The organism is Streptomyces sp. NPDC058964 (assembly GCF_042741275.1).
Classification (GTDB): domain Bacteria; phylum Actinomycetota; class Actinomycetes; order Streptomycetales; family Streptomycetaceae; genus Streptomyces.
Genome location: NZ_JBHYKH010000037.1, coordinates 1 through 23,762 on the forward strand (window position 1 = coordinate 1; position 23,762 = coordinate 23,762).

Below are 23,762 nucleotides of genomic sequence, written 5' to 3' on the forward strand. Positions count from 1 at the left end.
GCGGCGTCGGGTGGGGGGTCGGTGGGGCCCGCGGGCGCGCCGCTCGGGCCGACCCCGGCACCGCGTGCGTTCTCCCGGCGTGCCGCGTTCCTCGGGTGTCCTGGGTTCTCCGGGCGTCCAGTACCCGCCGAGGGCTCCGGGCCTCCCGCCTGCGCCGAGGGCGCGGCCTTCTTCGAGGGCTCCGCGTTCTCCGGGCGGGCCGGGTTTCCCGGGCGTGCCGCCTTCTCCGCGGCCCCCGCCCCCGCGGAGGCGCCGGTCGTCCTCTCGGCGACGCCCGTCGGCTCGGCGTTCCGCGCGTTCGGGACGGTCGGGGCGTTCCCGGTCGCCGTGCCCCCCTGCCCGGCGGGCTCTCCGGACGTCGGCGGCTCTGTCGTCGCGCCGCCCTTGTTCGGCTGCTGCGGCAGCGGCTCGTCGCTCATGTCGTGCACGGACTCCTGTTTCGCCTCGTACGTACCCGTACGCCCTCATACGCCATCCGGGCCCCCTGGGTGAAGACTCTCGCACCAAGCGTTCCGTTCCCGGATTCCGGCGCGTGTCCGGCGCGGAAAATGCGTGGCCCGCCACATCCCCTCCGGACTAAGCTCCTGCGCTTCGGTGTCGGGCGGTCCGGGAGGTTGACTGGCGTGGGCGCGGGACGGTTGTACGGGGCCGTCGCTGCGGGGGGTTTCAGACGTTACGCGACGTATCGGGCGGCCACTGCCGCGGGGGTGTTCACCAACACCGTCTTCGGGCTGATCCTGGTGTACACGTATCTCGCCCTGTGGAACGAGCGACCGCACCTGGGCGGATACGACCAGGCACAGGCGGTGACCTATGTGTGGCTCGGACAGGCCCTGCTGTCGACGCTCGCCATCGGGGGCGGCGGCGTCGAGGACGAGCTGATGGAACGCATTCGTACGGGTGACATCGCGATCGACCTGTACCGGCCCGCCGATCTGCAAATGTGGTGGATGTCCGCGGACTTGGGCCGGGCCCTGTTCCAGCTGCTGGGCCGGGGCGTGATCCCCTTCGCCTTCGGCGCGCTGTGCTTCCCCGTGGCGCTGCCCTCGGACGCGGGGACCTGGGCCGCCTTCCTCGTCGCGGTCCTGCTGGCGATGGTGGTCGGCTTCGGGATCCGCTTCCTGGTGGCGCTGAGCGCGTTCTGGCTGCTGGACGGCACCGGGGTGGCCCAGGCGGCATGGATCACGGGCTTCTTCTGCTCCGGGATGGTGCTGCCGCTGAACGTCTTCCCGGGCGCGATCGGCGAGGTCGTACGGGCCCTGCCCTGGTCGTCGCTGCTTCAGGCGCCCGCGGACGTACTGCTGGGGCGTGCCGATCCCTGGGGGGTCTACGCCTTCCAGGCGGCGTGGGCGGTGACGCTGCTGGCGCTCGGGCGGCTGGTGCAGTCGGTGGCGACGCGGCGGGTGGTGGTGCAGGGTGGCTGAGGCCAACCGGGTCGCGGACGGGCTGCGCGCCTACCGGATGATCGCCGCCATGTGGATCCGCTCCACGATGGCGTACCGGGCCTCCTTCGTGATGACGACGGTGGCCAACTTCACCGCCACCGCCCTCGACTTCGTGGCGATCCTGCTGATGTTCTCCCGCGTGGACGCGCTCGGCGGCTACACGCTGCCCGAGGTCGCCTTCCTGTACGGGCTGTCCGGTACGGCCTTCGGGCTGGCCGACCTCATGATCGGCTCGATGGAACGGCTGGGGCGCCGGGTGCGCGACGGTACGCTCGACACCCTCCTGGTCCGCCCGGCGCCGGTGCTGGCGCAGCTGGCGGCCGACCGGTTCGCGCTGCGCCGTCTGGGCCGGGTGACCCAGGGCGTACTGGTGCTCGGGTACGCGCTGACGGCCCTCGACATCGAGTGGACCCCCCTGAAACTGCTGCTGATGCCGGTGATGGTGGTCAGCGGCGCCGGGATCTTCAGCGCGGTGTTCGTGGCGGGCGCGGCCTTCCAGTTCGCGGCCCAGGACGCGTCCGAGGTGCAGAACGCGTTCACGTACGGCGGCACGACGCTGCTGCAGTACCCGCCCACCGTGTTCGCCAAGGAACTGGTGCGCGGGGTGACGTTCGTGCTGCCGCTGGCCTTCGTCAACTGGCTGCCCGCGACCTATGTGCTCGGCCGGCCGTATCCGCTCGGCCTGCCGACGTGGACGGCGTTCGCGCCGCCGCTGGTGGCGGTCGGGTGCTGTGTCCTGGCCGGGGCCGCGTGGCGGGTGGGGCTTCGGTCGTACCGGAGTACGGGGAGCTGAGGAACTCATGGACGACGACAGCGACTTCATCGAACTGGACCGCGTCGAGAAGGTCTTCGACGTGCGCCGGAAGGCCGGGTTCCTGAAGCGGGAGCGGCGGCAGGTACGGGCCGTCGACGCGCTCTCCTTCCGGGTGGCGCGCGGCGAGATGGTCGGCTACATCGGGCCGAACGGCGCCGGCAAGTCCACGACGATCAAGATGCTCACGGGCATCCTGACACCGAGCGGCGGACGGCTGCGGGTGGCCGGCATCGACCCTTCCCGCGAACGCACGCGCCTGGCGCACCGCATCGGGGTGGTGTTCGGGCAGCGCACGACCCTGTGGTGGGACCTGCCCCTGATCGACTCGTACCGGCTGGTGCACCGCATGTACCGGATCCCCGACCGGCGTTACCGCGAGAACCTCGACCGCTGTGTCGAACTGCTCGAACTCGCCGACCTGTTGGACGTCCCGGTCCGCCAGCTTTCTCTCGGCCAGCGCATGCGCGGCGACATCGCGGCCGCTCTGCTGCACGACCCGGAGATCCTCTACCTCGACGAGCCGACGATCGGCCTGGACGTGATCTCCAAGGCGAAGGTGCGCGGGTTCCTGCGGGACCTGAACGCGGAGCGCGGCACCACGGTCCTGCTGACCACGCACGACCTGCAGGACATCGAGCAGTTGTGCTCCCGGGTGATGGTCATCGACCACGGGCGGCTGATGTACGACGGGCCGCTCGCCGGGCTGCACGAGGTGGGCGAGAGCGAGCGCACGCTGGTGGTGGACCTGGAGCGGGAGCTGCCGCCGATCGAGCTGCCCGGGGCCCGGGTGGTGAAGGTGGAGGGTCCCCGGCAGTACCTGGCCTTCCCGGCCTCCGGGTCGGCGGCGCCGCTGGTGGCTCGGATAGCGGCCGAGTATCCGCTGGTGGACCTGTCGGTGCGGGAGCCGGACATCGAGGCGGTGATCGCCAAGATGTACGTCGACAAGGCCACCGCATAGTGCCCCGAGCGGGGAACTCGTAGGCTGCTCCGTATGACCGACGATGCCCCGGAGCTGCGTGCCTCCGACGCCGATCGCGAACGAGTCGCCGAGGTCCTGCGGGACGCCCTCGCCGAAGGGCGGCTCGACATGGAGGAGTTCGAGGAGCGGCTGGAGGCCGCGTACAAGGCACGGACGTACGGCGAGCTGACGCCCATCACCCGTGACCTGCCCGGGCCGGACGTGGTGACGCCTCCCCTGGTGTCGCTGCGCAAGGATCCCGTGGACAAGGGCAGTTGGGCGGGCCGGGTCGTCGGCGGCGAGGGCTCGTCCTCGTGGGCGGTCGCCGTCATGTCCGGGTTCCAGCGCAAGGGGCGCTGGACCGTGCCGAGGCGGTTCAACTGCTTCGCCTTCTGGGGCGGCGGCGAGATCGACCTGCGGGAGGCGGACTTCGCGGACCGCGAGGTCGAGATCAACTGTGTGGCGATCATGGGCGGGATGCAGGTGATCGTGCCGCCGGGTGTCGAGGTCGTCGTGCGCGGCATAGGTGTCATGGGCGGCTTCGACCACCGCGAGGAGGGCGTGCCGGGCGACCCGGGCGGCCCGCGGGTGATCGTGACCGGCTTCGCCTTCTGGGGCGGGGTCGGGGTGGAGCGCAAGCTCACGCGGGCCGAGCGGCAGCGGCTGAAGGAGGAGCGCCGCCAGGAGAAGCTGGACCGCAAGACCGCGCGTGCGCTGGAGGAGGGACCGTACGGGGACCATCGCCGGATGCTCGAGGAGCACCGGGAGTGGCGGCGCGAGATGCACGAGGAGCGGCGCGAGCGGCACCGGGAACGGCGGGAGGAGCGCCGGGAGCGGCGCGATCGCCGGGGGCGCTGAGCGCGGCGCTGAGCGCGTCCGCGGAGCCGGCTCCGGCTACAGCTCCGCCTGGCCCGCGCCCTTCAGCTGCCGCAGGTCGAAGGTCTCGGCCATCTTCCGGTAGCCCTCGTCGCTGGGGTGGAGATGGTCGCCCGAGTCGTACTCGGCGCGGAGCCTGTTCGGGCTGTACGGGTCCCGCAGGGCCCTGTCGAAGTCGACCACCGCGTCGTAGACCCGCCCGGCCCGGATCGTGGCGTTGACCTGCTGCCGTACCGCCTCACGGACCGCGGTGTACCCGGGGTGGCCCTGGAAGGGCATCAGGGTGGCGCCGATGACCTTGAGGCCGCGGGCGTGGGCCTGGCGGACCAGGGTGCGCAGTCCGTCGGTGATCCGGTCGGCGCCGGGGACCCGGGGGTTGCGGATGATGTCGTTTATGCCGAGGTCGATGACGACGGCCTTGACGTTCGTGCGGGAGAGCACGTCCCGGCCGAAGCGGTCGAGGCCGCTCTGGTTGTCGGCGGGCCTGCCCAGGCCGTCCGCGAGGACCTGGTTGCCGCTGATGCCCTGGTTGACGACGCTGTAGCGCGGCAGGTCCTGGCCGACGGCGAGAGCGGTGCGCAGCCGCTGTGAAAGGACGTCCGTCCAGCGGTGGTTGGCACCCGCGGTGGAGGTGATCCCGTCGGTGATCGAGTCGCCGAGCACGACGACCGTGCCGTCGGACTCGTTGCTCAGCACGTCGAGGGCCGTCAGATAGCGCCAGTACGGCGTCTGTCCGGTGTACGGGGCGGCCGCCGCGTCCTCCGTGTGGTCGCCCTGCGCGACGTACGACACCTGCCGTGCGTGCTGGTGGAAGGTGACCGGGCCGGACGCGGTGGGGGAGTAGGTGGTGACCAGGACGTCCGTGTCGTGCGGGATGTTGACGCGAACGGCGTCGCTCAGCACCTGGCCGCCCGCCGGTATGACCACGCTCGTGTTGCCGCCGAAGGTGAGCCGGCGCATCGTGTCCGCCGCGGCCGCCGCGGTGTTGTCGCCGGCCGCGACCGCCATCGAGGCATGGGTGATGGTCAGCGGCGACTGGCCGTACAGGTTGGACAGGGTGATCCGGGCGCCCTTGCCCCCCACGCTCGCGTGCACCACGTTGCGTACCGAGCGGCCAGCCAGACCGTCGGTCTCGGTGCCCGGCTCCGCGCCGGCCGGGGAGGCGGACCAGCTGCTGACCCAGGTGCCGGTGGAGGCGGGAGCCGCCGAGGAGTCGTGGCGGGGACGGCCCTGGGCGACGGTGTCGCGCGGTGTGCCGTCGTCGGCCGCCACCCCGGCGAAGATGGCGGCGCACACGGCCACGACCAGCGCGACGACGGCACTGAGCAGGGCATAGCCACGGCGCCTGGTCATGCTGGTCTTGTTCTCCTCGGGCGGTGGGAGCCCGAGGCTCCGATCTGTTGTGTCCATGATGCGACATGGGCTCGGGGCCACTGACAGGGCCCTGCCCAAACCCCCTTTCTGAGAGACGCCGGGAACTCCTGTTCCGTTCCAGGAGTCGGTCAGGAAGGGACAATGTGTGCGGGATCACCGAACGGGTGGAGCAAATGGAACGTACGGAAGCCGAACCGGCCACGGAGCCGGGCACAGCGACGGCGGCCCGCGGCGGCGGCCAGTCGTACCGGACCATGACCGCCTTCACCCCCGCCGACGAGGAGCGGCAGCGCGGGGTGCGGCGCATGAAGCTCACGGCGACGGGGCTGCTGCTCTTCGTGGCGGTGGTGTACGTCCTCGCCAAATGGGCCGCCGGTCAGGGCGCGGGCTCCTGGGCGGACTACGTGGCCGCGGCCGCCGAGGCCGGCATGGTCGGTGCCCTGGCCGACTGGTTCGCGGTCACCGCCCTCTTCCGCCACCCCCTCGGCCTGCCCATCCCGCACACGGCGATCATCCCGACCAAGAAGGACCAGCTGGGCGTCTCCCTCGGGGAGTTCGTCGGCGAGAACTTCCTCTCCCAGGACGTCGTGCGCCAGCGGCTGCGCGCCGTCGGCATCGGCAGCCGCCTGGGCGCCTGGCTGGCGGAACCGGAACACGCGGACCGGGTGACGGCGGAGCTGGCCACCGCCCTGCGCGGCGCCCTCACGGTGATGCGCGACTCCGACGTCCAGGCGGTGGTCGGCGAGGCGATCACCCGCCGGGCCGACGCCCAGGAGATCGCGCCCGGCATAGGGAAGATGCTGGAGCGGATCGTCGCCGACGGAGGCCACAAACGGGTCGTCGACCTCGTCGTCAGCCGGGCCCACGACTGGCTGGTCCTGCACGACGAGCAGGTCATGGACGCCGTCCAGGGCGGTGCCCCCGGCTGGACCCCGCGTTTCGTCGACCGCAAGGTCGGCGAACGCGTCTACAAGGAGCTGCTCCGCTTCGTCACCGAGATGCGCGACATGCCGGCCCACCCGGCGCGCGGCGCCCTCGACCGCTTCCTCACCGACTTCGCCTCCGACCTCCAGTCCGACACGGACACGCGCGCGCGTGTCGAGCGGCTGAAGGGCGAGGTGCTGGGCCGCGGCGAGGTCCAAGACCTGATCGCGTCCGCCTGGACGGCCGTACGGTCCATGATCGTCTCCGCGGCCGAGGACGAGCGCAGCGAACTGCGGCTGCGCGTCCGCGCCTCCTTCCTGTCCCTCGGCGCCCGTATGGCCACCGAGCCGAAGGTCCAGGACAAGGTCGACAGCTGGGTCGAGGGCGCGGCGGTGCACGTCGTCACGACCTACCGCAAGGAGATCACCTCCCTGATCACCGACACGGTGGCGGGCTGGGACGCCGAGCACACGACCCGCAAGATCGAGGCGCACATCGGCCGTGACCTGCAGTTCATCCGGATCAACGGCACGGTCGTGGGTTCGCTGGCGGGCCTGGTGATCTACGCGGTCTCGCGCGGGCTCGGGGCATAGCGGGGCCGGATCAGGGCACCCGACGGGCGTTCCTCGACCAGGAGGTAGCCCATGGCCGCAGTGGAGGCCTCAACAGGACGGACCGTCACCAGCCGCATCCCCGCCCGGCTCGACCGCCTGCCCTGGTCACGCTGGCACTGGACGATCGTGATCGGCCTGGGCACCGTGTGGATTCTCGACGGCCTGGAGGTCACGGTCGTCGGCAACATCGCCAGCCGCCTGTCCGAGCCGGACAGCGGTCTGGCCATCTCATCGGGCCAGGTCACTGGCATGGCGGCAGCGCTGTACGTGGCGGGCGCCTGCTCCGGCGCACTCTTCTGGGGCCGCCTCACCGACCGCTACGGCCGCAAGAAGCTCTTCATGATCACCCTCGCGGTCTATCTGGGCGCCACAGCCCTGACCGCGGTCTCCTCCGCGGCCTGGTGGTTCTTCCTCTTCCGCTTCCTGACCGGCTTCGGGATCGGCGGCGAGTACGCGGCCATCAACTCGGCGATCGACGAGCTGATCCCGGCCCACCACCGCGGCCGCGTCGATCTGATCATCAACGGCAGCTTCTGGATGGGCGCGGTCGGCGGCTCGCTGCTCTCGATCGTCGCGCTGAACACCCGCATCCTGCCCGCGAACATCGGCTGGCGGCTGACCTTCGCCCTCGGCGTCGTCCTCGGCCTGGTCATCCTCCTCGTACGGCGCAGCGTCCCGGAGAGCCCGCGCTGGCTGCTGATCCACGGCAGGGAACAAGAGGCGGAACGGATCGTCTCGTCGATCGAGGAACGGGTCGAGGCCGAGAAGGGCGAGCCGCTCGCCGAGCCCCAGGGTGAGCTGGTCATCCACCAGCGCGAGAGCGTCGGCTTCCTCGAGATCGCCCGCACCGTGTTCGCCGACTACCGCCGCCGGGCCGTGCTCGGCTTCTCGCTCTTCATCGGCCAGGCCTTCCTCTACAACGCGATCACCTTCGGCTTCGGCGCGATCCTGACCCGGTTCTTCGACGTCCCGGCCGCCGACACCGGCTACTACTTCGCCGTCATCGCGGTCGGCAACTTCATGGGCCCCCTGCTGCTCGGCCGGCTCTTCGACTCGGTGGGCCGACGGGTGATGATCTCCTCGACCTACCTGCTCTCGGGCCTGCTCCTGTTCGGTACGGCCTGGCTCTTCGGCCGGGGCTCACTGACCGCGGACACCCTGACCGCCTGCTGGTGCGCGGTCCTCTTCTTCGCCTCGGCGGGCGCCTCCAGCGCCTATCTGACCGTCTCCGAGATCTTCCCGATGGAGACCCGGGCCATGTCCATCGCCTTTTTCTACGCCCTCGGCACCGCGGCCGGCGGCATCAGCGGCCCCCTGCTGTTCGCCGACCTCACCAACACGGGCAAGGCCGGCGACACGGTCCTCGCCTTCCAGATCGGCGCGTCCCTGATGTGCGTCGCGGGCCTGGTGGCGGCGGCCCTGGCCGTGAACGCCGAACGCCGCTCCCTGGAGGACATCGCCCGACCGCTGACGGCGGTGGCGGAGCAGGCCAGGAGCACGGCGAAGGGCGGAGTGCGGCCCGCGTAGCGGCGGCTCACGCGCCCGTGGTGGACCCCGGCCGCACGATCATCAGGATCGTCACCGTGGCCCACAGCAGGTTGAACAGCCCGGTGAACATGGCGAGCCGAACGGTCGCCTCCCGTGTGCCACCACCCTCCACGAGCGCGCCCTGCCGGGGCAGCACCAGCGCGACCAGCACGAGCGCGGCGAGCGCCGTCAGCGCGATCGACACGATCAGCCAGGCGCTGCCGAGCACACCCATGTCGCTTGCGGTGGCGAACCCGAAGACGGGAACGACCACGCCGACGACGGCGTACACCCGGCAGATCCGGTGCAGCAGCTCCACGGTCCCCACCGCCCGGGGATCGTCGGGCGAGGCCAGGGCGCGGCGGGCGGCGGGCGGGAACATGCTGGCGGCGACGGTGACGGGCCCGACGGCGACGACGGCGGCCAGTACATGGACGGCGAGGAGGAACTTGGTCACGGGGTGACGCTAGGCGGACGGCGGATGCTGCGGAAGGGGCGCCATCGCCGAGGGCCGACGGCTTACCGCCAGGAAGCCCCCGCCATGGATGGCACCGTCCCCGGCCGGCTGCCGTCGCGGCTCGCCGCCGTCACGCCCGGCCGCCGTTCCCGCCCGCCGCCGTCACGCGCGGCGATCGGCGACGGCCCAGGACGCCAGCGCCACGGCTCCGGCGACCCCGAACACGGACGGCCAGGCGCCGACCTTCTTGGCCAGCGGGTGCGATCCGGCGAAGGCGGCGACGTACGCGGCGGTCAGCGCCCCGGCGGCCTTCCCGCCGGCCTCCCTGCGCCACTGCTGCGCGGCGGCCACACCCGCGACGGCCAGCACGGCCCCGCCCAGCGGCCGCTTCTTGGTCCAGCGGGCGACCCCGTACCCGCCGACGAGCCCGCCCGCGGCGATCACCGAACTGGGAATCTTGGCCATGCCTGCCTCCGTTTGTCTGCTCTTGTCTGTGCGCCGAGGCTAACGCCCGGACCGGAGAGCCGGCCAAACCTGAGTCGAGTCCTGTCAGGTTTCATCCGGGCGAGAACGCATGGCGACCCGACAGACCCCGGGGCATGCGCGGAACCCCGACGACCACACCGCCGACGACGGCAGACGGCCCGGCCGGCCAGGAACCCGATGACGGCGTGCCGACCGGTGAACCAGGTCGGGGTGGGAGGCATCTCCATCTCGGCGTCGGCACGCAGCAACTCCACCAGCGCGTCGGCGTCGGCCCGGGTGAACGCGTCGACGTAGCGGTCGAGCAGCTCCTGCCGCGCCGCCTCGTCCGGCTCGGCCAATGGCCCGCCCGAACCCACGGCTGGCACCGGTGACGACGGCGGTGTGGAACGTATCGGACATCATCTGCTCCTCGGTGGTGGTCAGCTGCGTTCCACATCGAGACCAGCGAGGAGCCGAAAGACCGTCGCAGACCGCAAGCAGTCACTGGTGTGGGGCCCGAACGTCATCAGTCGGGCTCGTCGGACACACGTTTCGATGGCTGTAGGTCACGTACGGTGGTCCGGAAGCCCTGTCGTGGATGTGCCTGTCGTACGACTCGCTGGGCAGGATGTCGAGCTGGCAGCGGCAGCAGATCAAGACCACCGGACACCCACCCAGGCTTGCCGCAACTGCCGCCCCCGTGCGCAGGACGCTGTGTCGTGTGCGCATTCCCTGCCGCATGACTTGCCTCCGTGCGCGCAGCCCGAACACGCTTGGTAGTGGGCGACAAGAGCTCTGTACGCCTCGTCGGGCGTTTGGTCAGCAACAACCGCAGCTGCTCGTGCCAGCGCGTCGTGGAGCTTCGTGGGATCCGTCATGGCGTTGCTGCAAGTGGGCAGGACACGCCAGTGCGGTCCGGTTGTGCACTCTGATCCCGGCACGATGAGGTGCGCAGTGTCGCTTAACACGATGATCTGCGCGGCTTCAGGCAGTGCCCACTTGGAAGCCTGCCCCTTGGGAACCAGCCAATAGAAGTTGCCGGACCACGGATCCTCGATGACGGCCCCCGTCCTGCCACGCAGGCGGCGGAGTGCCTGCAACGCGATGGGACGCGGAACTTTCACGGCGTCCCACCACTTGCCCGCTGGGAGCAGTGACATCGAGCGGCTGTCGGGCATCCAATCAAGGGAGGGTTGATTCATGGAGCAACCATCGAGTGACGAAGTGTGTTCTCTCGATATCCACCCGGTAATCTCACCGTGGAATGGATTCCCATCTCAGCCGTGGATAACGGGGGTTGAGTAGTCATGACCACGCCGCTCTGGCCGATTGAGTTGCCGGGTTGGGCGTGGGAGCGCGCCGAAGTCAGGCAGGCCTTGCGTGCCCGGAACATGGGCGCTGTCTTCCGATACGCGCAGCAGTACGCCGGCGTGAGCCAATCTCGCATCGCCGCGGCGGCGGGTATGACGCAGGCCCGAGTCAACGAGATCATCAATGGGCGTCGCGAAGTGTCTCGGCTCGATGTCTACGAGCGCATCGCGGACGGGCTTGGCATGCCTGACGACGCTCGCCACCTACTAGGACTGGCGGCTAGTAGGGAGAAGCGCACCGGTGGTGCGGCCTTCGACCTCACGGCTTTCCCCGAGGTCGTGCGTGTGTACGCCAGGCAGAACGCGGCGGCGGAAGAGATCCAGCAGCAGGCTCGCGAGGCAGAAGAGCTGGACGTCCTGGCGGTTCGGGGGCTCGGCCTGATCGGGTTGAACGACAGCCTGCTTCGTGCCTGTCTGCCACGGGAAAGGGGTGGGAAGGGCCTTCGGGCCCGGGTTGCGCTCCTTGACCCGGACAGCGCCGCCCTGGCGCATCGCGCGGCTGAGATCGGGGAGTCAGCCCAGGCACTCGCCAGCGGAGTGCGTTTGGCCGAGGCGCGGTTGAGGGAATTGGCCGGCGTATGCGAGATCGGCGTGTGGCTGTACCGAACGCTGCCCACTTGGCGGCTCATCCGCACGGACTCGACCATGTTCGTGGGTGCGTTTGACACCGGCTGGGAAGGTCATGAGTCGGCGACATACAAGGTCATGGAAACGCCGCATGGCCCCCTGTTTCGCGGCTTCCGCCGGATGTTCGAGGCGGTTGTCGCGGACGCGCGGCGCACTGTGTGACCAGGAGAGAGAGGAACTATCAGTGGTCGAAGCGGAGTTGAAGGCCCGGGTTCAGTCTCCCGAGTCGGTCGCACGACACCTCGACGAGCGGGCCACGGCACGTGTGGAGGTGTATCAGGACACGTACTACGACCGACCCGATGGCTCGCTGGAGAAGGCGGACCAGGAGTTGCGCGTACGAACGGTACACAGCGCCAACGGCACCCGGACACTTCTCACCTTCAAGGATGCCGCGGTCGATGACGACTCCGGATCCAAGCCTGAACACGAGACTCGCGTCGAGGATGCAGCGACCACCCATGCCATCTTGCGTGGCCTCGGTTACATCGAGGTCATCGCGTTCGAAAAGCGATGCCGCAACTACGAGTTCGAGGCACTCGGCCGCCGGATGCTTGCCACGCTCGTCCGTGTGCCCGAGATCGATGGGACATTTCTCGAGGTGGAGACACTCGTCGTCAGTGTCGACGAGGTGACCTTGGCTCTGGAGGACATCCGTTCGGTCCTCGCCGAGGTCGGTATTGGGCCTGAGGACCTGACTCGCGAGACCTATACGGGTGCTGTGGCAACACAACGAGGTCGTAGCTGACTCCACGGGTACGGACCGCCGTTCTACCCCAAGCAGCCAAAGCAGGTGAGCGCTCGACTCATCCACAGTGGACAGTCGCCGTAGACTATGGGACCAAGGCGGCGGGAGGTTCACCCGCTGGTGATTGCAGCCGAGTACGACCACACGTCTGCGGGCAGGTCATGCTCCAAGTCCCAGGTGATCGCCATGGGCTTGCTGCCGCTGTGTTTGTTGTAGGCGGCCGGGCCGAGAAGCATCCACGGCTCTGACTTGCCGATGCTGTTCTCCTTGTAGCGACGCATGAACAGCAGAACGTGGCTGCCTTGTTCGACATGCTGCTGGTATCGCAAGCCTGTCCGGGAATTCTCAGCGGTGTTGTTCTGCGACTCCCAGTGGAACCTGGTGGGGCTGAGTGCGAAGTCCTTATAGCGAACTTTGGGTGAGAAGTCCCGCTCGTTCTTCTCCAACGTGATGAGCAGGGCGTCGGTTTTGATCTCCTCGACCCAGGTCACTCCCTGGCTGAAGACGCCGGGCATCTGACCGCCCAGCCGTGCCACACCGAGCGCCGCCAAGATCTCGGAACGGTTGTAAGAGCTGTGGATCTTCAGCGGGAGGTGGCCGAGCGGACTGCCCAGGGAAATGGGAAAGTGATCGGTCCGGTCGAGCACGTACGTCAGGACCTGCTGCAACTCGTCGCGGACGCGTTGCTGCACACGCAGAGACTCCAGGCCTTTCCGGTAACTGGAGAAGCCGCCTGCCCTGTCCCACAGATTGAAGAAGAGCATGCGGGCGAACGCCTGCTCGGTCGGGGACAGTGAATCGTAGTCGGGGGCGTCGTCTCCGAGGAGATGCAGGTAGGCGCGGGCTCGCTCGGGGTCGTCGACATGCAGGAAGGCGTGAACCCGCTTGAGGAGTTCGTCCTCGCCTGGCAGTTCGGCCTCCGTGATGACCCCGGCTTTGCGCAGGACCTTCGTCCAGGAGTTAGAACTCCTGTAGAGCTCCTTGATCTCCCGTCTACTCTCGCGCAAGTACGATGCAAGCTTGAGTGTGCTGTAGCCCCTGACTTCCTTCGCGAAGGTGTTGATAGTCGAGTTAAGCTGCGTACGGATGTTGTCGAGCACGAGTTTCTTGGACTTGCCCTCCAGGATGATCTGGCAGCCGGAGGGCAGCTGTGGAAAGTCGCGCTCGATACTTTCGACCAGACGATTGCGGGAGAGGTTCGTCAGGGCGAGGAACTGTTCTTCGAAACGGAACTCCGCTCGATGCTGGCCGATGAAGTCGAGCACGGTCAGCACGGGCTTGTTCGGGGTACGGCGCAGGCCGCGCCCCAGCTGCTGCAGGAACACGGTCGCGCTGTTGGTCGGGCGCAGGAGGAGCAGCGTGTCGACGTCGGGGACGTCGAGCCCCTCGTTGAACAGGTCAACCGAGAAGATCACCTGGATCTTGCCGGCTTTGAGGTCGTTCAGTGTGCGCTCTCGCTCTGCAGTGGTCGACTCGCTGTCGAGCGCGGCGGCCTTGATCCCTGCTCCGTTGAAGCAACCGGCCATGAAGTGAGCGTGTGCCTTCGTGACGCAGAAGCCCAGTGCGCGCATCGCCGTGGGATCGGCGACTTTTGCCTTGATCTGGTTGATGACGATGAGGGCCCGTGCATGACTCGCCGTGTAGAGATTGCCGAGCTCGTCCCGGTCGTAGGAACCTGCCCGCCAGTTGAGTTGGGACAGGTCGGTGCCGTCGGGCAGCCCGAAGTAGTGGAAGGGGCACAAGAGATCGTTCTCGAGTGCTTCCCACAGCCGCATCTCGGCGGCGATCCGCCCCCCGAAGAACTCGTCCTGCACGCAGTAGCCGTCCATGCGCTCCGGCGTCGCAGTGAGGCCAAGCAGTTCGGTTGGCTTGAAGTGCTCGAGGACGCGGCGGTACGTGTTCGCTGTGGCGTGGTGGAACTCATCGATGACGATGACGTCGAAATGGCCGGGATCCAGTTGCTCTAGCCGCTGGAGATTGAGGGATTGGACGCTTGCGAAGACGTGTGTCCAGTCGAGAGGTTCCTGGCTGCCGTAGAGCGGCTCGCCGAAGGAACCGTCTCCGAGCACCTCTCGATATGTGCGTAGCGACTGATCCAGGATCTCCTTGCGATGAGCCACGAACAGCAGCCGGGGGAGCTCTCCGCCGCGTTGATCGCGTAGATTGCGATAGTCCAGAGCCGCCATGACGGTCTTGCCGGTACCGGTTGCCGCCACCAAGAGGTTCCGGTGGTGGCCGCGGACCTCACGCTCAACGCGGAGCCGCTCCAGCATGTCCCGCTGGTGCGGGAAGGGCCGTACTTCGAGCCCAGAGATATTGATCTTCAGCTCATCGATCGTCCCCTTGCCACCCGCCAGGGCGAGTCCTTCGGCCAGGCGTTCCCCGTCGCGATCGGGGTCGTACGGCTCAAACGCCGGATCGGCCCAGTACGCGTCGAACGTTGCCTCGAACTTTTCGAGCACCTTTGGAGTGGCGACCGACGAGAGCCGTACGTTCCACTCCAAGCCGTCCAGCAGCGCGGCCTTCGACAGGTTGGAGCTGCCCACGTACGCCGTATCGAAGCCGGTGTCACGTCGAAAGAGCCAGGCCTTGGCGTGCAGACGAGTCGAACGAATCTCGTAGTTGACCTTGACCTCTGCGTCGAACTCGCGGACCAAGCGGTCCAGCGCATGCCGGTCGGTGGCGCCGATGTAGGTCGTTGTGATGACCCGAATGCGCACGCCACGTTTCCTGGCTGCACGTAGCGAGTCCTCGAGTACCCGTATGCCGTGCCACTTCACGAACGCACAGAGCAGGTCGATACGGTCGGCTGTGGCGAGCTCTGCCCGCAGTTCGGCCCCGAGGTTGGGGTCGTCCGGCGCATTGGTGATCAGGGCCGTTTCGGACAGGGGGGTCAGGGGGCGGATCGCGAACGCGCCAGGCGCTTCCTGCTCCGCGAGGGCGAGCAACTGGCGGGGGCCGTCGACGATCGCATCGACCGTCTCGACTTCATCGGGTTCGGGCGTGTTAGCGGCAAGCGAGCGCATGATCTCATTGGCCGCCACTACCTGCTTCTCGTGCGGTAGTTGACTCAGCCTGCGTTCCACCGCCTCACTGATGTACCGAGCCAACACGTGAGGAGTGGACTCTTGGGTGACTTCGTCGTCGATCGCCTTCCAGCCCGCGGCTTCGAGGGTGTCGAGTCGCTCACGCAGGCGCTCTGTGATGAGCTTTTCGTAGACACCCTCGATCGGCTGCGCCGGCTCCCCCGATTCCGTCACGGCTCCCTCGCCCCCTAGTGAGTTATCGCACGCGATCGCTTGCGCCGATATGGATCTTTTTTAACAGCAGTCACTGATATCCGAAGATTCTGTAGCGAAAGCTGCTCATTTTCGGACAGTCGACTTCCCCGGATTCCTGAAATTGCGCAAGCCGGCTTCACGTAGGCGAGAGGGCCCCGTCCGCTCGTCACCCGCCGTGACACTCCCCGTAAACCCGGCCGTCCCCACACCAGCACCCCGCCCCCCTCTGCGGCGGCCAAGCCACGGCACGCCCCCGTGCCGCCAGCGTCGTCGCGTACTGCGGGAGCAAGGTCACGTCCCCCGGCGAGGAACCCTCCGACGCGGCGAACGCCTCATAGGAGGGGACCGTCCCCGTCACGATTCCCAGGTTCGGCGTGCCCGAGGACGCCAGTTCCCGCAGCGAGGCCTCTATCGTCGCCAGGTGCTCCTCGCGGGACGGGTACTCGGCCGCCAGCGTCGGGTAGGACACGAGCAGTTCCTCCAGCTCGCCGTCCGCCCAGTGGAGGACGGCCACCGGGAAGGGGCGCGACAGGGCCTCGCGGTGCGCGCCGAGTTCCGCCCGGAGCCGGGAGATCTCCGCCTCCAGTTCCGCCGGGTTGTCCGAGCCCAGGGACCAGACCCGCTTGGGGTCGTGCAGCTCGTCCAGTGAGACCGGGGAGGAGTGCAGGGTGTCCGCCAGGGCGTCCCACTCGTCGTGGGCCAGGCCCAGCATGCGGCGCACCCGGTGGCGGCCGAAGAGGAGAGGACGCGTCGCGTACGGAGGCTCCGCCACGTCCGTCAGGAGCAGGGTCGCTCCCTCCGTGAACGTCGCCTGCGCCGCCTCCAGTTCGTCGTGCGACTCCAGGGCCTCGCCCACGATCACCCAGGGGGCCGGGTCCCGCGGAGCGGCCGCGCGGACACCGTCGATGATCGCGCGGGCCTCGGCCTCATGGTCGTACTCCCAGAGGTTCGAGGCCTTCAGGGCCCGCACCAGATGGGGGTTCTCCAGCGTGTCCGGAGTGGACAGCAGACGGTCGTAGAGCGCGGTCGCGGCGGGGCGGTCGCCGGCCAGTTCCAGATGGGCCGCCGACTGCAGCAGCAGGGCTTCGGCGTCCTCGGGATACAGGCCGGCGGTCCGCTCCAGGCGTGCCGCTTCGGCGGTGTGGTCGACGTTCTCGGCAGGCGTGTCGGGGCGCATGGGGGACACCGTACTGCCGACCAACGACATAGGGAGAGGTGTGCGCTGGTCGGCAGAGCCGTGGAGTCAGGAATTTGCGGGGCCGGGGCGGTGGATCACACCGTCACCCCGTCCACCTGGAGGGTTTGTACGGACTTCGCCGCGAAGGGTACGGACAGCGTCTTCGCGGAGAGGTAGGTGTCGGAGTGGGCGGTGTAGAGGTCGCCGCCCCCGCCCGTCACCGTGTTCCAGCGCGGGACCAGGCCGCTCGTGCCGCCCGTCACCGTGGTGAAGCGGGAGAGGTCGAAGGTGAGGGTCTGGGGCGAGGCGGAGGTGTTCGCGGCGACGATCACGAGGCGCTTCGCCGACTTGTCCAGTGCGGCCGCCGCGTAGCTCACTCCCGTGTCGAGGATCGTCATCCCGGGGCGGATGTGGCGGCTGAATTGCGCCATTACGTAGTACTTGGTCTGGATGGCGCCGGGCTGGAGCGTGCCCGCGTCGTACGCGATCATCGCCCAGCCCGGGCTCGGGTCCATCACCTGCCAGTAGACCCAGGCGGTGGGGTGCAGCCAGCGGAAGTCGTAGAGGAGGTTGCTCGCCAAGGTCATGCCCGTGGCGTCGCCGTCGCCCGTCTCCGAGTTCCACAGGGCCTTGCCGGCCGTCGTCACCACGTCCGTGTAGAGCTCGTCTCGGGGGCCGCCGGAGCCCTGGTAGCCGTGCACGTTGACGCGGTCGACGTAGCCCTTCGTGGTCGAGCTGAAGGAGTTCCAGGTGGTGCGGGCCAGGTCGTAGCTGGTCTCGTCCGAGGCCGAGATCTTCGTACTCGTCAGGCCGCGCTTGTCCAGCTCGCTGCGCATGTACGGCAGTACGGCCGACTGGACGGCCGCGTCGATGTGACAGCCCTCCTGCGTGCCCGTCGCCGTCCACCAGGACGACGACGGCTCGTTGAAGGGCTCGACGGTCGCGAAGTTCACGCCCCAGTTCTGTTTCGCGTAGAGGGCCACCGCCGCCAGGTGCGAGGCGTGCTGGCGGTAGTTCCAGGACTGGAGGTTGTTGCCGCCGTCGGAGGCGCCGGAGGGGTTGTGGTTGAGGCACATCCACCACATGGGGGAGTTGGCGAAGAGCTCGGTCGTCGCCCCGCGTGCCGCCGCCTTCACCAGCATCGCGCGCTGGGTCGCGTCGGCCGTCCACTTCCAGGACGACGAGGTGGGGTCCTCGTTGTTCCAGTCCTGCCAGTAGCCCTCGATCTGCTTGAAGGCGGGGATGTTGGCCGACGCCACCATGCTCTCGCCGTTCACGCTGTTCCAGCTGCAGGCGCCGAGGTTGTGGCGGGCGATGTTCAGGCCGAGGCCGGGGAGTGAAGTGCCGTTGTACGTTGTCGACTTGGTGGTGAAGAAGATGTCGGCGAAGTCCTCGCGGGCGCCGAAGACGTTGGCCCACCAGGCCAGGGAGGTGCCCCAGCCCTCCCAAGTTCCGTACGCGGTCGACGGGGTGACGGCGATGGTCGCGTCGGCCCGGGCGGTGCCCGTGGCCAGGGAGCTGCCCAGCAGGCCGCCTCCCGCGGCGGCCAGCAGTGTTCTGCGTCGGATCATGGCTTCTGCTCTGCCTCTCCGTGCGGCTCGAACACCGTCTCCTGCAACGGTGTTGACTCATCCCCACCCCGGCATGCCAACAGGAAGCATCGGGGGTGGCGTGTGGGGTTGTCGAGGGTCGTGAAACCCCTTTCTCAAACCCGTGGAGGAAGTCGCGGCTCGGTCGGCGTCCGGCGGGAAGGCCTATGGCTCTGGTGACTTGGAGGTGCGCGCTTTATCGTGCGGGCGGCGCCGGGGCCTCGCGGCGCCGGTGAGGGGGCGTTCGCATGCGGGCTTCCGCCGTTCGCGTGGTGCGGCACAGCACTCGATGCAGGCGTGCCCGGCGCCGGAGGGTGCTGTGGGCCGGGGGTGAGCTCCTCGTCACGGTCGGGGTCGTACTCATGCTGCTCGTCGTGCACCAGCTGTGGTGGACCAACCGGGAGGCCAGGCGGGGGGCCGAGCGGAAGGTCGAGGCGCTGGAGAGGGAGTGGGGGGCGGGGAGCGGGGACGGGTCCTCCTCCGGGTTCCCCGACTCCTCCGGTGCCTCGGTCGGCTCGGCGGCGTCTTCTCCGTCACCCGGCGCGGCCTCACCCACGCGGCAGCGGTCGTACGTCACCGTCGGCTCGTCACGTCCGCGCAGCTCCCAGGCGTACGCCGTCATGACCATCCCCAGGCTCCACCTCCGGGTGCCGGTCGCCGAGGGCGTCAGCAAGCAGAACGTGCTCAACAAGGGGTACGTCGGCCACTATCCCGGCACCCAGCAGCCGGGCCAGGCGGGCAACTTCGCGGTCGCGGGGCACCGGAACACCCACGGTGAGCCGTTCCGGTACCTGCCGCGGCTGCGGCCGAAGGACGTCGTGGAGGTCGAGACCAGGTCGGCGACGTACACGTACACCGTGGACAAGATCCTTCCGCGGACCTCGTCGCGTGACTCCGGCGTCGTACGGCCCGTACCGCGATCTGTCGTGAAGCCCGGGTACGGCTATGGCCGGCCCGGCTACTACATCACCCTCACCACCTGTACCCCGGAGTTCACGTCCAGGTACCGGATGGTGGTGTGGGGGAGGCTGACGTCGATGCGTCCTCGGTCGTAGGCCGCGGGATGTGGTCGGTCTTTGCCCGCCCTTGGACTCGCCCGTGCCTCCCGTACCAGGCGTGCTGCCGCTGATCCTGGAGCGTACGCACATCTCGTCGTACCGGTGGGGTGGCTGGTTCGGCCCGTCCTGGGCCTCCACCCTCGACCAGCGGGTCCAGGTCGACGACGAGGGCTTCGTCTGCGCGACCGCGGGCGGTGCCCGCCTCTGCTTCCCGCGCCCGGACATCGGGAGGTGATCCGCGATGGCGGGACCGACCGTGACCGGTCCCGAGGTTCGCGTCGTCATCCAGTTGCTCGAGCAGGCCCTGTTGCGTCTCTCGTGGGATGCCGGCCGGCAGCTCGAGCACCTGTCCCGGCTCGGCGTCGGCCCGGACGAGCCGGCGTTGGAGTTCGACCACGTCTTCGCGAGGGTTGCGGGAATGGTGCGTGCGGGCTTGGTGCCTTTAGCGGTTGCGGAAGTCCTGCGACCCGTGGACCGGACGTTGGCGGAGATGACGGAGTCCGGTGAGCGGGAGTGGTCCGTGCGGGCGGTCTCGGAATCGCCGGCCTGGCGTCGTCTGCGGGAAGCAGCCGGCGTAGCGTTGCAATCCGTGCGGCCTTCGCTGATCCGATCGGGCAGAGCCGGGCGGATCGGTTCCGGCGAGGACGCGGGGAAGTTCGTGAAGGTCGAGGAGTTGCCCGGCTCTCCGCCGAGCCACCTCGTCCTGATGTCCCGTGACCGGGAGTTCACGGACGGGTGCGGGGACTACTGGGTGGAGGACCGTGAGTCGCTGGAGGCGTTCTTCGTCGAGTGCGGCTGGGGTGTCGACTGGGCCGGTGCCGATGGTCAACAGCAGTAGCGTGGCTCGGTTCCTCGTGAATCCGGAGGTTCTTCGGGACCTCTACGGCCACGTTCCCGACCTGAAGGGCGTGAGGTTCCGGTCGGTCAATCTCAACTGGCGTGGGCCGACCGTGACGTTGCGGGTCGATCTGCCGTACTTCCCCGCCTCGCCTCCGGCGGAGTGGGCGGATGCGGGGACGGACACGGTGCAGTGTCAGTTCGAGTTCGGGGCGGTGGAGGGGGTGTCCCTCGAGGAGTGGACCCCGCCGGCGTCGGGTGATGTCGAGATGGTTCCGCCGGGGGCCGAGCGGTGTATGCGGGTGACGGTCCGCGGGCCCGGCGTGGCGTTGCGGTTCGTGTGCAACGAGTCCGTGGTCGTCAGGCACGTGAGCGCGTTCGGGATCGCGGGTGACGGGGCGGACGGCGGGCCCCACCTCTTCGTGAGCAAGGCCGACGCCCGGCTGCACTCGTCCGTTCCCGGTACCGACGTGAGGGTCTTCCATGGGCGCTGACTGGATGCGGCTGCTCGAAGCCCATGACTGGGGGCTGTCCTACCTGCACATCGACGAGCGCGGGGATTCGGTGACCCTGGGCTTCGAGCGCGGGGAGGGGAAGGACGGGTTCGAGTTCTTCGTCGTCTTCACCGGCGTGGACGGGCTCCGGGTCACGGGGTGGGGAGCGGCCGAGGCCAAGGAGGTCCGGGTGTCCGTCCTGGACGGCGGGGTCTTCGACGTCCGGCTGGGATTCCCGGAGTCGGGGATCGTGTTCCGGGCTCCCGCGGCCCGGCTCACCAGGAGCCGGGCCTATGCGGTCGGGAGCGAGTAGCTCGCGGCGTTCGCGGCGCCTTACGACAGGCGGCGCTCACCCCCGTTCCCGCAGCGCCACCACACTCCCCGCTCCCACCACGGCCAGCGCCGCCGACACCACCATCGCGACGTCCGCGCCGCGCGCCAGGCCCCCGGAGGAGGACGTGGCGAGTGCGATCGTCAGGGCGACTCCGGCGCAGGAACCGATGTAACGGAGCGTCTGCTGGGCGCCCGAGCCCATCGCCGCGCGCTCGATCGGCACCGACTCCACGGCCAGCAGCGGAAGTGCCGCGTTCAGCAGGCCGCTGCCGATGCCGCCGAGGACGAAGCCCGGCAGCAGCCGTGCCCAGGAGCCCGAGTCGAGCGCGCCCAGCATCGTCACCGCGCCCGCCGCGTGCAGCAGGAAGCCCGTCGCCAGCTGCCAGCGGGGCGCGACCCGGCCCGCCAGCCGCTTCGCCTGCAGGGCGACGGCGAAGGAGAGGCCTGACCAGAGCAGGAACAGCCAGGCCGTGTCGAGGGCCGACAGCCCCACGGTCTTCTGCAGCAGCGCCGGGAGGAAGCTGAACAGGCCGATCACGGTCAGCCCCGTGAACAGGCCGCCGGCCGAGGACGCCAGGAAGCGGCGGCTGCGCAGCAGGTTCAGGTCGATCATCGGAGTCCGCACGCGCCGTTCCACCACGGCGAAGACCGCGACCAGCACCACCGCCGCCGCCAGCAGCAGCCCCACCGGCGCCCGCAGCCACCCGTCCCGGCCCAGCGTCAGCGCGGCGACCAGCGCCACCAGCGCCAGCCCGAACGTCAGGGCGCCGAGGGCGTCCGGACGTCCGCCGCGCGGCGCGCGCGACTCCGACAGCCGGCCCACGCCCAGCCCGGCAACGACCAGTGTGGCCGCGCCCAGGACGACGTACGCCAGCCGCCAGTCCGGGATCGACGCGGCGACCAGGGGACCGAGCGCGATGCCGCCGCTCACGAACGCGCCCCACACGCCCGTCGCGTGCAGTCGGCCGCGCGGCGTCGGGAAGGCCGCCACCAGCAGGCCCAGGCTGCTCGCCAGGATCGCCGCGCTCGCCGCGCCCTGGGCGATGCGGGCCAGGGTGAAGGCCCAGGTCGATGTGGCCAGGCCGCCGAGCGCGGTGGTGAGGCCCAGCGCCAGGGTGCCGGAGAGGAAGATCCGGCGGCGCCCGTAGTCGTCGGCGAGGCTGCCGGCCACCAGGAGCAGGGCGGCGAGGCCCAGCGGGGTGCCGTTCAGGAGCCAGGCCTGGGCGGAGAGCGGGGTGTGCAGGGCCGCCGCGGTGTCGGGCAGCGTGACCGCCGGAGCCGTGTACGTCATCAGGGCCACCGCCGTGGCCGAGCTGGTCAGGGCCAGTGTGAGCCGGGGGCGCGAAGCCGTCTGCGGCGGGCCGGGTGCCGTGCGCGGGGCGCTCGGGGAGACCACTTCCGTCATGGTTCGTTCATTGAACTTACTCATGGATGTACCGTAGCACCATAGGTTCGGTCATTGAACCAACAGGTCGGAAAGTGGCTAAGGTGGATGCCATGGCACTGGGCAAGGACTACGCGACGCAGGAGTGCTCGATCGCACGCGCGCTGGAGATCGTCGGCGAACGCTGGACGCTGCTCGTCGTGCGCGACGCCCTGTACGGCGTCCGGCGCTACAACGACTTCCTCGTCCACCTCGGCATCCCGCGCGCCGTCCTGGCCTCCCGCCTCCAGACCCTCACGGCCGAGGGCATCCTGGAGAAGCGCCGGTACCAGGAGTCGCCGCCGAGGGACGAGTACGTGGTGACCGACCGGGGCACCGCCCTGTGGCCGACCCTGCGTGCCCTCGGCGTATGGGGGCGCGAGCACTTCGGCGAGACCCGGCTGCGCTACTTCCGGCACACGGACTGCGGCACCGAACTCGGCCCGTACGGCGAATGCCGCGTCTGCGGAACCGTCGTACCGGTCGAGGACGTCCTTATGGAGCCGGGCCCCGGACTCGATCCCGACCCGGCCGATCCGGTCAGCCGGGCGCTCCTCAAGCCCAAGCGGCTGCTGGAGCCGCTCGAGACCGGTCACGTATAGGGCCGGTCAGGTACAACCGGCAGCCAGGCATGTGTCATGGAGGGGAGGGGCGGCCGATGATCAACCGCTGGGCCGCCATGCGCCCCGCCGCCGCCCTCCTGCTCCTGTTGCTCCAGGTCGCGCTGCTCGACACCGGCACCCTCACCACCGCCGTCGCGCTCGCCGCGACCGCCGCGGCCGCCTCCGCGCTCGCCGCCTGCTCCCTCATCGCCGCGCGCTGCGCGCCCGCCGTGCCGCCCACCCGGGTCCGCACGGCCATCCGCGACCGGGCCCGCCGTACGGCCTTCCTGCCGCAACGCGATCCCGACGCCTCGGGGCGGCAGCGGCCCCGAGCACCCGGAAGCGCCCTCCCGACGATCACCGCGTAGGGCACCGCAGCGCGCGTAGCAGCGCACATATGTGAACCCGCGCGGGTCGTCATGCCGCCATTCCCGAATTCCCGGCACGACGAGACCCCGGAGGGCTCACCCATGTCCGTTTTCGCCGACCTTGTCGAGCGGCTCGCCGATCTGATCCAGCCGCTCTTCCACGCCTCCGCGGCCGCCGCCGGCAAGGTCATGCCCTACCTGCCGTACCTCACCCTCGTCACCGTGGCCGTGGTGCCGCTGGCCGCCGCACTGTACGTCGTGACCAGCACGACCTGGAGTGCCGTGGAGCGTGTGGTGCTCCACCGCTGAGCACCGCCCGGTCATGGTCCACTACGTGAACCGGGTATTGCGGAGTGGACACCGAGCTTGGAGGATCGACCAGTCCTGCGATGGCTGCACCC

At 69.4% G+C, this 23,762-nt stretch carries 24 protein-coding genes and 1 pseudogene; 16 read left to right on the forward strand and 9 right to left on the reverse strand.

What is annotated here, in order from left to right; genetic code table 11:
* A pseudogene (locus tag ACFW2E_RS07400) lies at positions 1 to 419 on the reverse strand (hypothetical protein); the annotation flags it as partial.
* Between the two features lie 204 nt (positions 420 to 623).
* On the opposite strand from ACFW2E_RS07400, the gene ACFW2E_RS07405 reads away from it, so the two are divergent.
* Genes ACFW2E_RS07405 through ACFW2E_RS07420 form a run of 4 tightly spaced genes read left to right on the forward strand, consistent with a single transcriptional unit; the run spans position 624 to position 4,075 of the window.
* Positions 624 to 1,424, forward strand: a complete 801-nt coding sequence (locus ACFW2E_RS07405) for an ABC transporter permease (protein WP_384462782.1) — start codon at positions 624 to 626, stop codon at positions 1,422 to 1,424.
* 37 nt (positions 1,425 to 1,461) lie between these two features.
* Positions 1,462 to 2,238: an ABC transporter permease gene (locus tag ACFW2E_RS07410; RefSeq protein ID WP_384462870.1), complete on the forward strand. Its 777-nt coding sequence runs from the start codon at positions 1,462 to 1,464 to the stop codon at positions 2,236 to 2,238.
* A gap of 7 nt (positions 2,239 to 2,245) precedes the next feature.
* On the forward strand, positions 2,246 to 3,217 hold the full coding sequence (locus ACFW2E_RS07415; RefSeq protein WP_384462785.1) for an ATP-binding cassette domain-containing protein: 972 nt from the start codon (positions 2,246 to 2,248) through the stop codon (positions 3,215 to 3,217).
* A gap of 33 nt (positions 3,218 to 3,250) precedes the next feature.
* A complete protein-coding gene (locus ACFW2E_RS07420) occupies positions 3,251 to 4,075 on the forward strand; it encodes a DUF1707 domain-containing protein (protein ID WP_384462788.1) in 825 nt (274 codons plus the stop codon).
* A gap of 36 nt (positions 4,076 to 4,111) precedes the next feature.
* Here the strand turns inward: ACFW2E_RS07420 and ACFW2E_RS07425 are convergent, their stop codons facing one another.
* A complete protein-coding gene (locus ACFW2E_RS07425; protein WP_384462791.1) occupies positions 4,112 to 5,446 on the reverse strand; it encodes an SGNH/GDSL hydrolase family protein in 1,335 nt (444 codons plus the stop codon).
* Positions 5,447 to 5,610: 164 nt separating this feature from the next.
* On the opposite strand from ACFW2E_RS07425, the gene ACFW2E_RS07430 reads away from it, so the two are divergent.
* The gene (locus tag ACFW2E_RS07430) at positions 5,611 to 6,984 is read left to right on the forward strand and encodes a DUF445 domain-containing protein (RefSeq protein ID WP_384462794.1); all 1,374 of its coding nucleotides are present in this window, start codon (positions 5,611 to 5,613) and stop codon (positions 6,982 to 6,984) included.
* A gap of 51 nt (positions 6,985 to 7,035) precedes the next feature.
* Positions 7,036 to 8,532, forward strand: a complete 1,497-nt coding sequence (locus ACFW2E_RS07435) for an MFS transporter (protein ID WP_384462797.1) — start codon at positions 7,036 to 7,038, stop codon at positions 8,530 to 8,532.
* Positions 8,533 to 8,539: 7 nt separating this feature from the next.
* On the opposite strand, the gene ACFW2E_RS07440 is transcribed toward ACFW2E_RS07435, so the two are convergent.
* The 3 genes from ACFW2E_RS07440 to ACFW2E_RS07450 form a co-directional block, all read right to left on the reverse strand.
* A complete protein-coding gene (locus ACFW2E_RS07440; RefSeq protein WP_384462800.1) occupies positions 8,540 to 8,989 on the reverse strand; it encodes a hypothetical protein in 450 nt (149 codons plus the stop codon).
* 162 nt (positions 8,990 to 9,151) lie between these two features.
* Positions 9,152 to 9,454, reverse strand: a complete 303-nt coding sequence (locus tag ACFW2E_RS07445) for a hypothetical protein (protein WP_384462803.1) — start codon at positions 9,452 to 9,454, stop codon at positions 9,152 to 9,154.
* Positions 9,430 to 9,840: a nuclear transport factor 2 family protein gene (locus ACFW2E_RS07450; protein ID WP_384462805.1), complete on the reverse strand. Its 411-nt coding sequence runs from the start codon at positions 9,838 to 9,840 to the stop codon at positions 9,430 to 9,432. The genes ACFW2E_RS07445 and ACFW2E_RS07450 overlap by 25 nt, the downstream gene beginning before the upstream one ends.
* Positions 9,841 to 10,761: 921 nt before the next feature.
* Here ACFW2E_RS07450 and ACFW2E_RS07455 point away from each other — a divergent pair.
* The gene (locus ACFW2E_RS07455) at positions 10,762 to 11,613 is read left to right on the forward strand and encodes a helix-turn-helix domain-containing protein (RefSeq protein WP_384462808.1); all 852 of its coding nucleotides are present in this window, start codon (positions 10,762 to 10,764) and stop codon (positions 11,611 to 11,613) included.
* A 22-nt stretch (positions 11,614 to 11,635) separates the two neighbouring features.
* The gene (gene cyaB, locus ACFW2E_RS07460; protein WP_384462811.1) at positions 11,636 to 12,199 is read left to right on the forward strand and encodes a class IV adenylate cyclase; all 564 of its coding nucleotides are present in this window, start codon (positions 11,636 to 11,638) and stop codon (positions 12,197 to 12,199) included.
* 110 nt (positions 12,200 to 12,309) lie between these two features.
* Here the strand turns inward: cyaB and ACFW2E_RS07465 are convergent, their stop codons facing one another.
* From ACFW2E_RS07465 to ACFW2E_RS07475, 3 genes are all read right to left on the reverse strand, one after another.
* On the reverse strand, positions 12,310 to 15,459 hold the full coding sequence (locus ACFW2E_RS07465; protein WP_384462814.1) for a DUF3427 domain-containing protein: 3,150 nt from the start codon (positions 15,457 to 15,459) through the stop codon (positions 12,310 to 12,312).
* A gap of 187 nt (positions 15,460 to 15,646) precedes the next feature.
* Positions 15,647 to 16,657, reverse strand: a complete 1,011-nt coding sequence (locus ACFW2E_RS07470; RefSeq protein WP_384462817.1) for a hypothetical protein — start codon at positions 16,655 to 16,657, stop codon at positions 15,647 to 15,649.
* A gap of 95 nt (positions 16,658 to 16,752) precedes the next feature.
* Positions 16,753 to 18,228 (reverse strand): beta-1,6-galactanase, encoded by a 1,476-nt coding sequence (locus ACFW2E_RS07475; protein ID WP_384462820.1) that lies wholly within the window; start codon positions 18,226 to 18,228, stop codon positions 16,753 to 16,755.
* Between the two features lie 266 nt (positions 18,229 to 18,494).
* Here ACFW2E_RS07475 and ACFW2E_RS07480 point away from each other — a divergent pair, with 266 nt between their 5' ends.
* From ACFW2E_RS07480 to ACFW2E_RS07500, 5 genes are read left to right on the forward strand one after another with little or no spacing between them, the layout of a single operon-like run.
* Positions 18,495 to 19,301: a class E sortase gene (locus ACFW2E_RS07480; RefSeq protein ID WP_384462823.1), complete on the forward strand. Its 807-nt coding sequence runs from the start codon at positions 18,495 to 18,497 to the stop codon at positions 19,299 to 19,301.
* 43 nt (positions 19,302 to 19,344) lie between these two features.
* Positions 19,345 to 19,539 carry a DUF6531 domain-containing protein gene (locus tag ACFW2E_RS07485; RefSeq protein WP_384462826.1) on the forward strand — a complete coding sequence of 65 codons (195 nt, stop codon included), beginning with the start codon at positions 19,345 to 19,347 and terminating at the stop codon, positions 19,537 to 19,539.
* A gap of 6 nt (positions 19,540 to 19,545) precedes the next feature.
* Positions 19,546 to 20,142: a hypothetical protein gene (locus ACFW2E_RS07490; RefSeq protein ID WP_384462829.1), complete on the forward strand. Its 597-nt coding sequence runs from the start codon at positions 19,546 to 19,548 to the stop codon at positions 20,140 to 20,142.
* Position 20,143: 1 nt separating this feature from the next.
* Positions 20,144 to 20,635: an Imm50 family immunity protein gene (locus ACFW2E_RS07495; protein ID WP_384462832.1), complete on the forward strand. Its 492-nt coding sequence runs from the start codon at positions 20,144 to 20,146 to the stop codon at positions 20,633 to 20,635.
* Positions 20,625 to 20,948: a hypothetical protein gene (locus ACFW2E_RS07500; RefSeq protein ID WP_384462835.1), complete on the forward strand. Its 324-nt coding sequence runs from the start codon at positions 20,625 to 20,627 to the stop codon at positions 20,946 to 20,948. Before ACFW2E_RS07495 ends, ACFW2E_RS07500 begins: the two co-directional genes overlap by 11 nt.
* A 36-nt stretch (positions 20,949 to 20,984) precedes the next feature.
* On the opposite strand, the gene ACFW2E_RS07505 is transcribed toward ACFW2E_RS07500, so the two are convergent.
* Entirely contained in the window at positions 20,985 to 22,397 is a 1,413-nt protein-coding gene (locus ACFW2E_RS07505; protein ID WP_384462838.1) for an MFS transporter, read from the reverse strand.
* 68 nt (positions 22,398 to 22,465) lie between these two features.
* Between ACFW2E_RS07505 and ACFW2E_RS07510 the strand changes: the two genes are divergently transcribed.
* The 3 genes from ACFW2E_RS07510 to ACFW2E_RS07520 all read left to right on the forward strand — a co-directional run bounded on the left by ACFW2E_RS07510 (position 22,466) and on the right by ACFW2E_RS07520 (position 23,670).
* Entirely contained in the window at positions 22,466 to 22,993 is a 528-nt protein-coding gene (locus tag ACFW2E_RS07510; protein ID WP_384462840.1) for a winged helix-turn-helix transcriptional regulator, read from the forward strand.
* A gap of 56 nt (positions 22,994 to 23,049) precedes the next feature.
* Positions 23,050 to 23,361, forward strand: coding sequence for a DUF6412 domain-containing protein (locus ACFW2E_RS07515; RefSeq protein ID WP_384462843.1), 312 nt, complete (start codon positions 23,050 to 23,052; stop codon positions 23,359 to 23,361).
* A 102-nt stretch (positions 23,362 to 23,463) separates the two neighbouring features.
* Positions 23,464 to 23,670 (forward strand): hypothetical protein, encoded by a 207-nt coding sequence (locus ACFW2E_RS07520; protein ID WP_384462873.1) that lies wholly within the window; start codon positions 23,464 to 23,466, stop codon positions 23,668 to 23,670.
* The last annotated feature ends 92 nt before the right edge of the window (positions 23,671 to 23,762 follow it).

Excerpts from the sequence above, each read along its gene's own strand:
- ACFW2E_RS07410 (WP_384462870.1), top strand. The coding sequence starts at position 1,462 with ATGATCGCCGCCATGTGGATCCGCTCCACGATGGCGTACCGGGCCTCC.
- ACFW2E_RS07415 (WP_384462785.1), top strand. The coding sequence starts at position 2,246 with ATGGACGACGACAGCGACTTCATCGAACTGGACCGCGTCGAGAAGGTC.
- ACFW2E_RS07420 (WP_384462788.1), top strand. The coding sequence starts at position 3,251 with ATGACCGACGATGCCCCGGAGCTGCGTGCCTCCGACGCCGATCGCGAA.
- ACFW2E_RS07425 (WP_384462791.1), bottom strand. The coding sequence starts at position 5,446 with ATGACCAGGCGCCGTGGCTATGCCCTGCTCAGTGCCGTCGTCGCGCTG.
- ACFW2E_RS07435 (WP_384462797.1), top strand. The coding sequence starts at position 7,036 with ATGGCCGCAGTGGAGGCCTCAACAGGACGGACCGTCACCAGCCGCATC.
- ACFW2E_RS07445 (WP_384462803.1), bottom strand. The coding sequence starts at position 9,454 with ATGGCCAAGATTCCCAGTTCGGTGATCGCCGCGGGCGGGCTCGTCGGC.
- ACFW2E_RS07455 (WP_384462808.1), top strand. The coding sequence starts at position 10,762 with ATGACCACGCCGCTCTGGCCGATTGAGTTGCCGGGTTGGGCGTGGGAG.
- ACFW2E_RS07470 (WP_384462817.1), bottom strand. The coding sequence starts at position 16,657 with ATGCGCCCCGACACGCCTGCCGAGAACGTCGACCACACCGCCGAAGCG.
- ACFW2E_RS07475 (WP_384462820.1), bottom strand. The coding sequence starts at position 18,228 with ATGATCCGACGCAGAACACTGCTGGCCGCCGCGGGAGGCGGCCTGCTG.
- ACFW2E_RS07480 (WP_384462823.1), top strand. The coding sequence starts at position 18,495 with ATGCGGGCTTCCGCCGTTCGCGTGGTGCGGCACAGCACTCGATGCAGG.
- ACFW2E_RS07490 (WP_384462829.1), top strand. The coding sequence starts at position 19,546 with ATGGCGGGACCGACCGTGACCGGTCCCGAGGTTCGCGTCGTCATCCAG.
- ACFW2E_RS07500 (WP_384462835.1), top strand. The coding sequence starts at position 20,625 with ATGGGCGCTGACTGGATGCGGCTGCTCGAAGCCCATGACTGGGGGCTG.
- ACFW2E_RS07505 (WP_384462838.1), bottom strand. The coding sequence starts at position 22,397 with ATGAGTAAGTTCAATGAACGAACCATGACGGAAGTGGTCTCCCCGAGC.
- ACFW2E_RS07510 (WP_384462840.1), top strand. The coding sequence starts at position 22,466 with ATGGCACTGGGCAAGGACTACGCGACGCAGGAGTGCTCGATCGCACGC.
- ACFW2E_RS07515 (WP_384462843.1), top strand. The coding sequence starts at position 23,050 with ATGATCAACCGCTGGGCCGCCATGCGCCCCGCCGCCGCCCTCCTGCTC.
- ACFW2E_RS07520 (WP_384462873.1), top strand. The coding sequence starts at position 23,464 with ATGTCCGTTTTCGCCGACCTTGTCGAGCGGCTCGCCGATCTGATCCAG.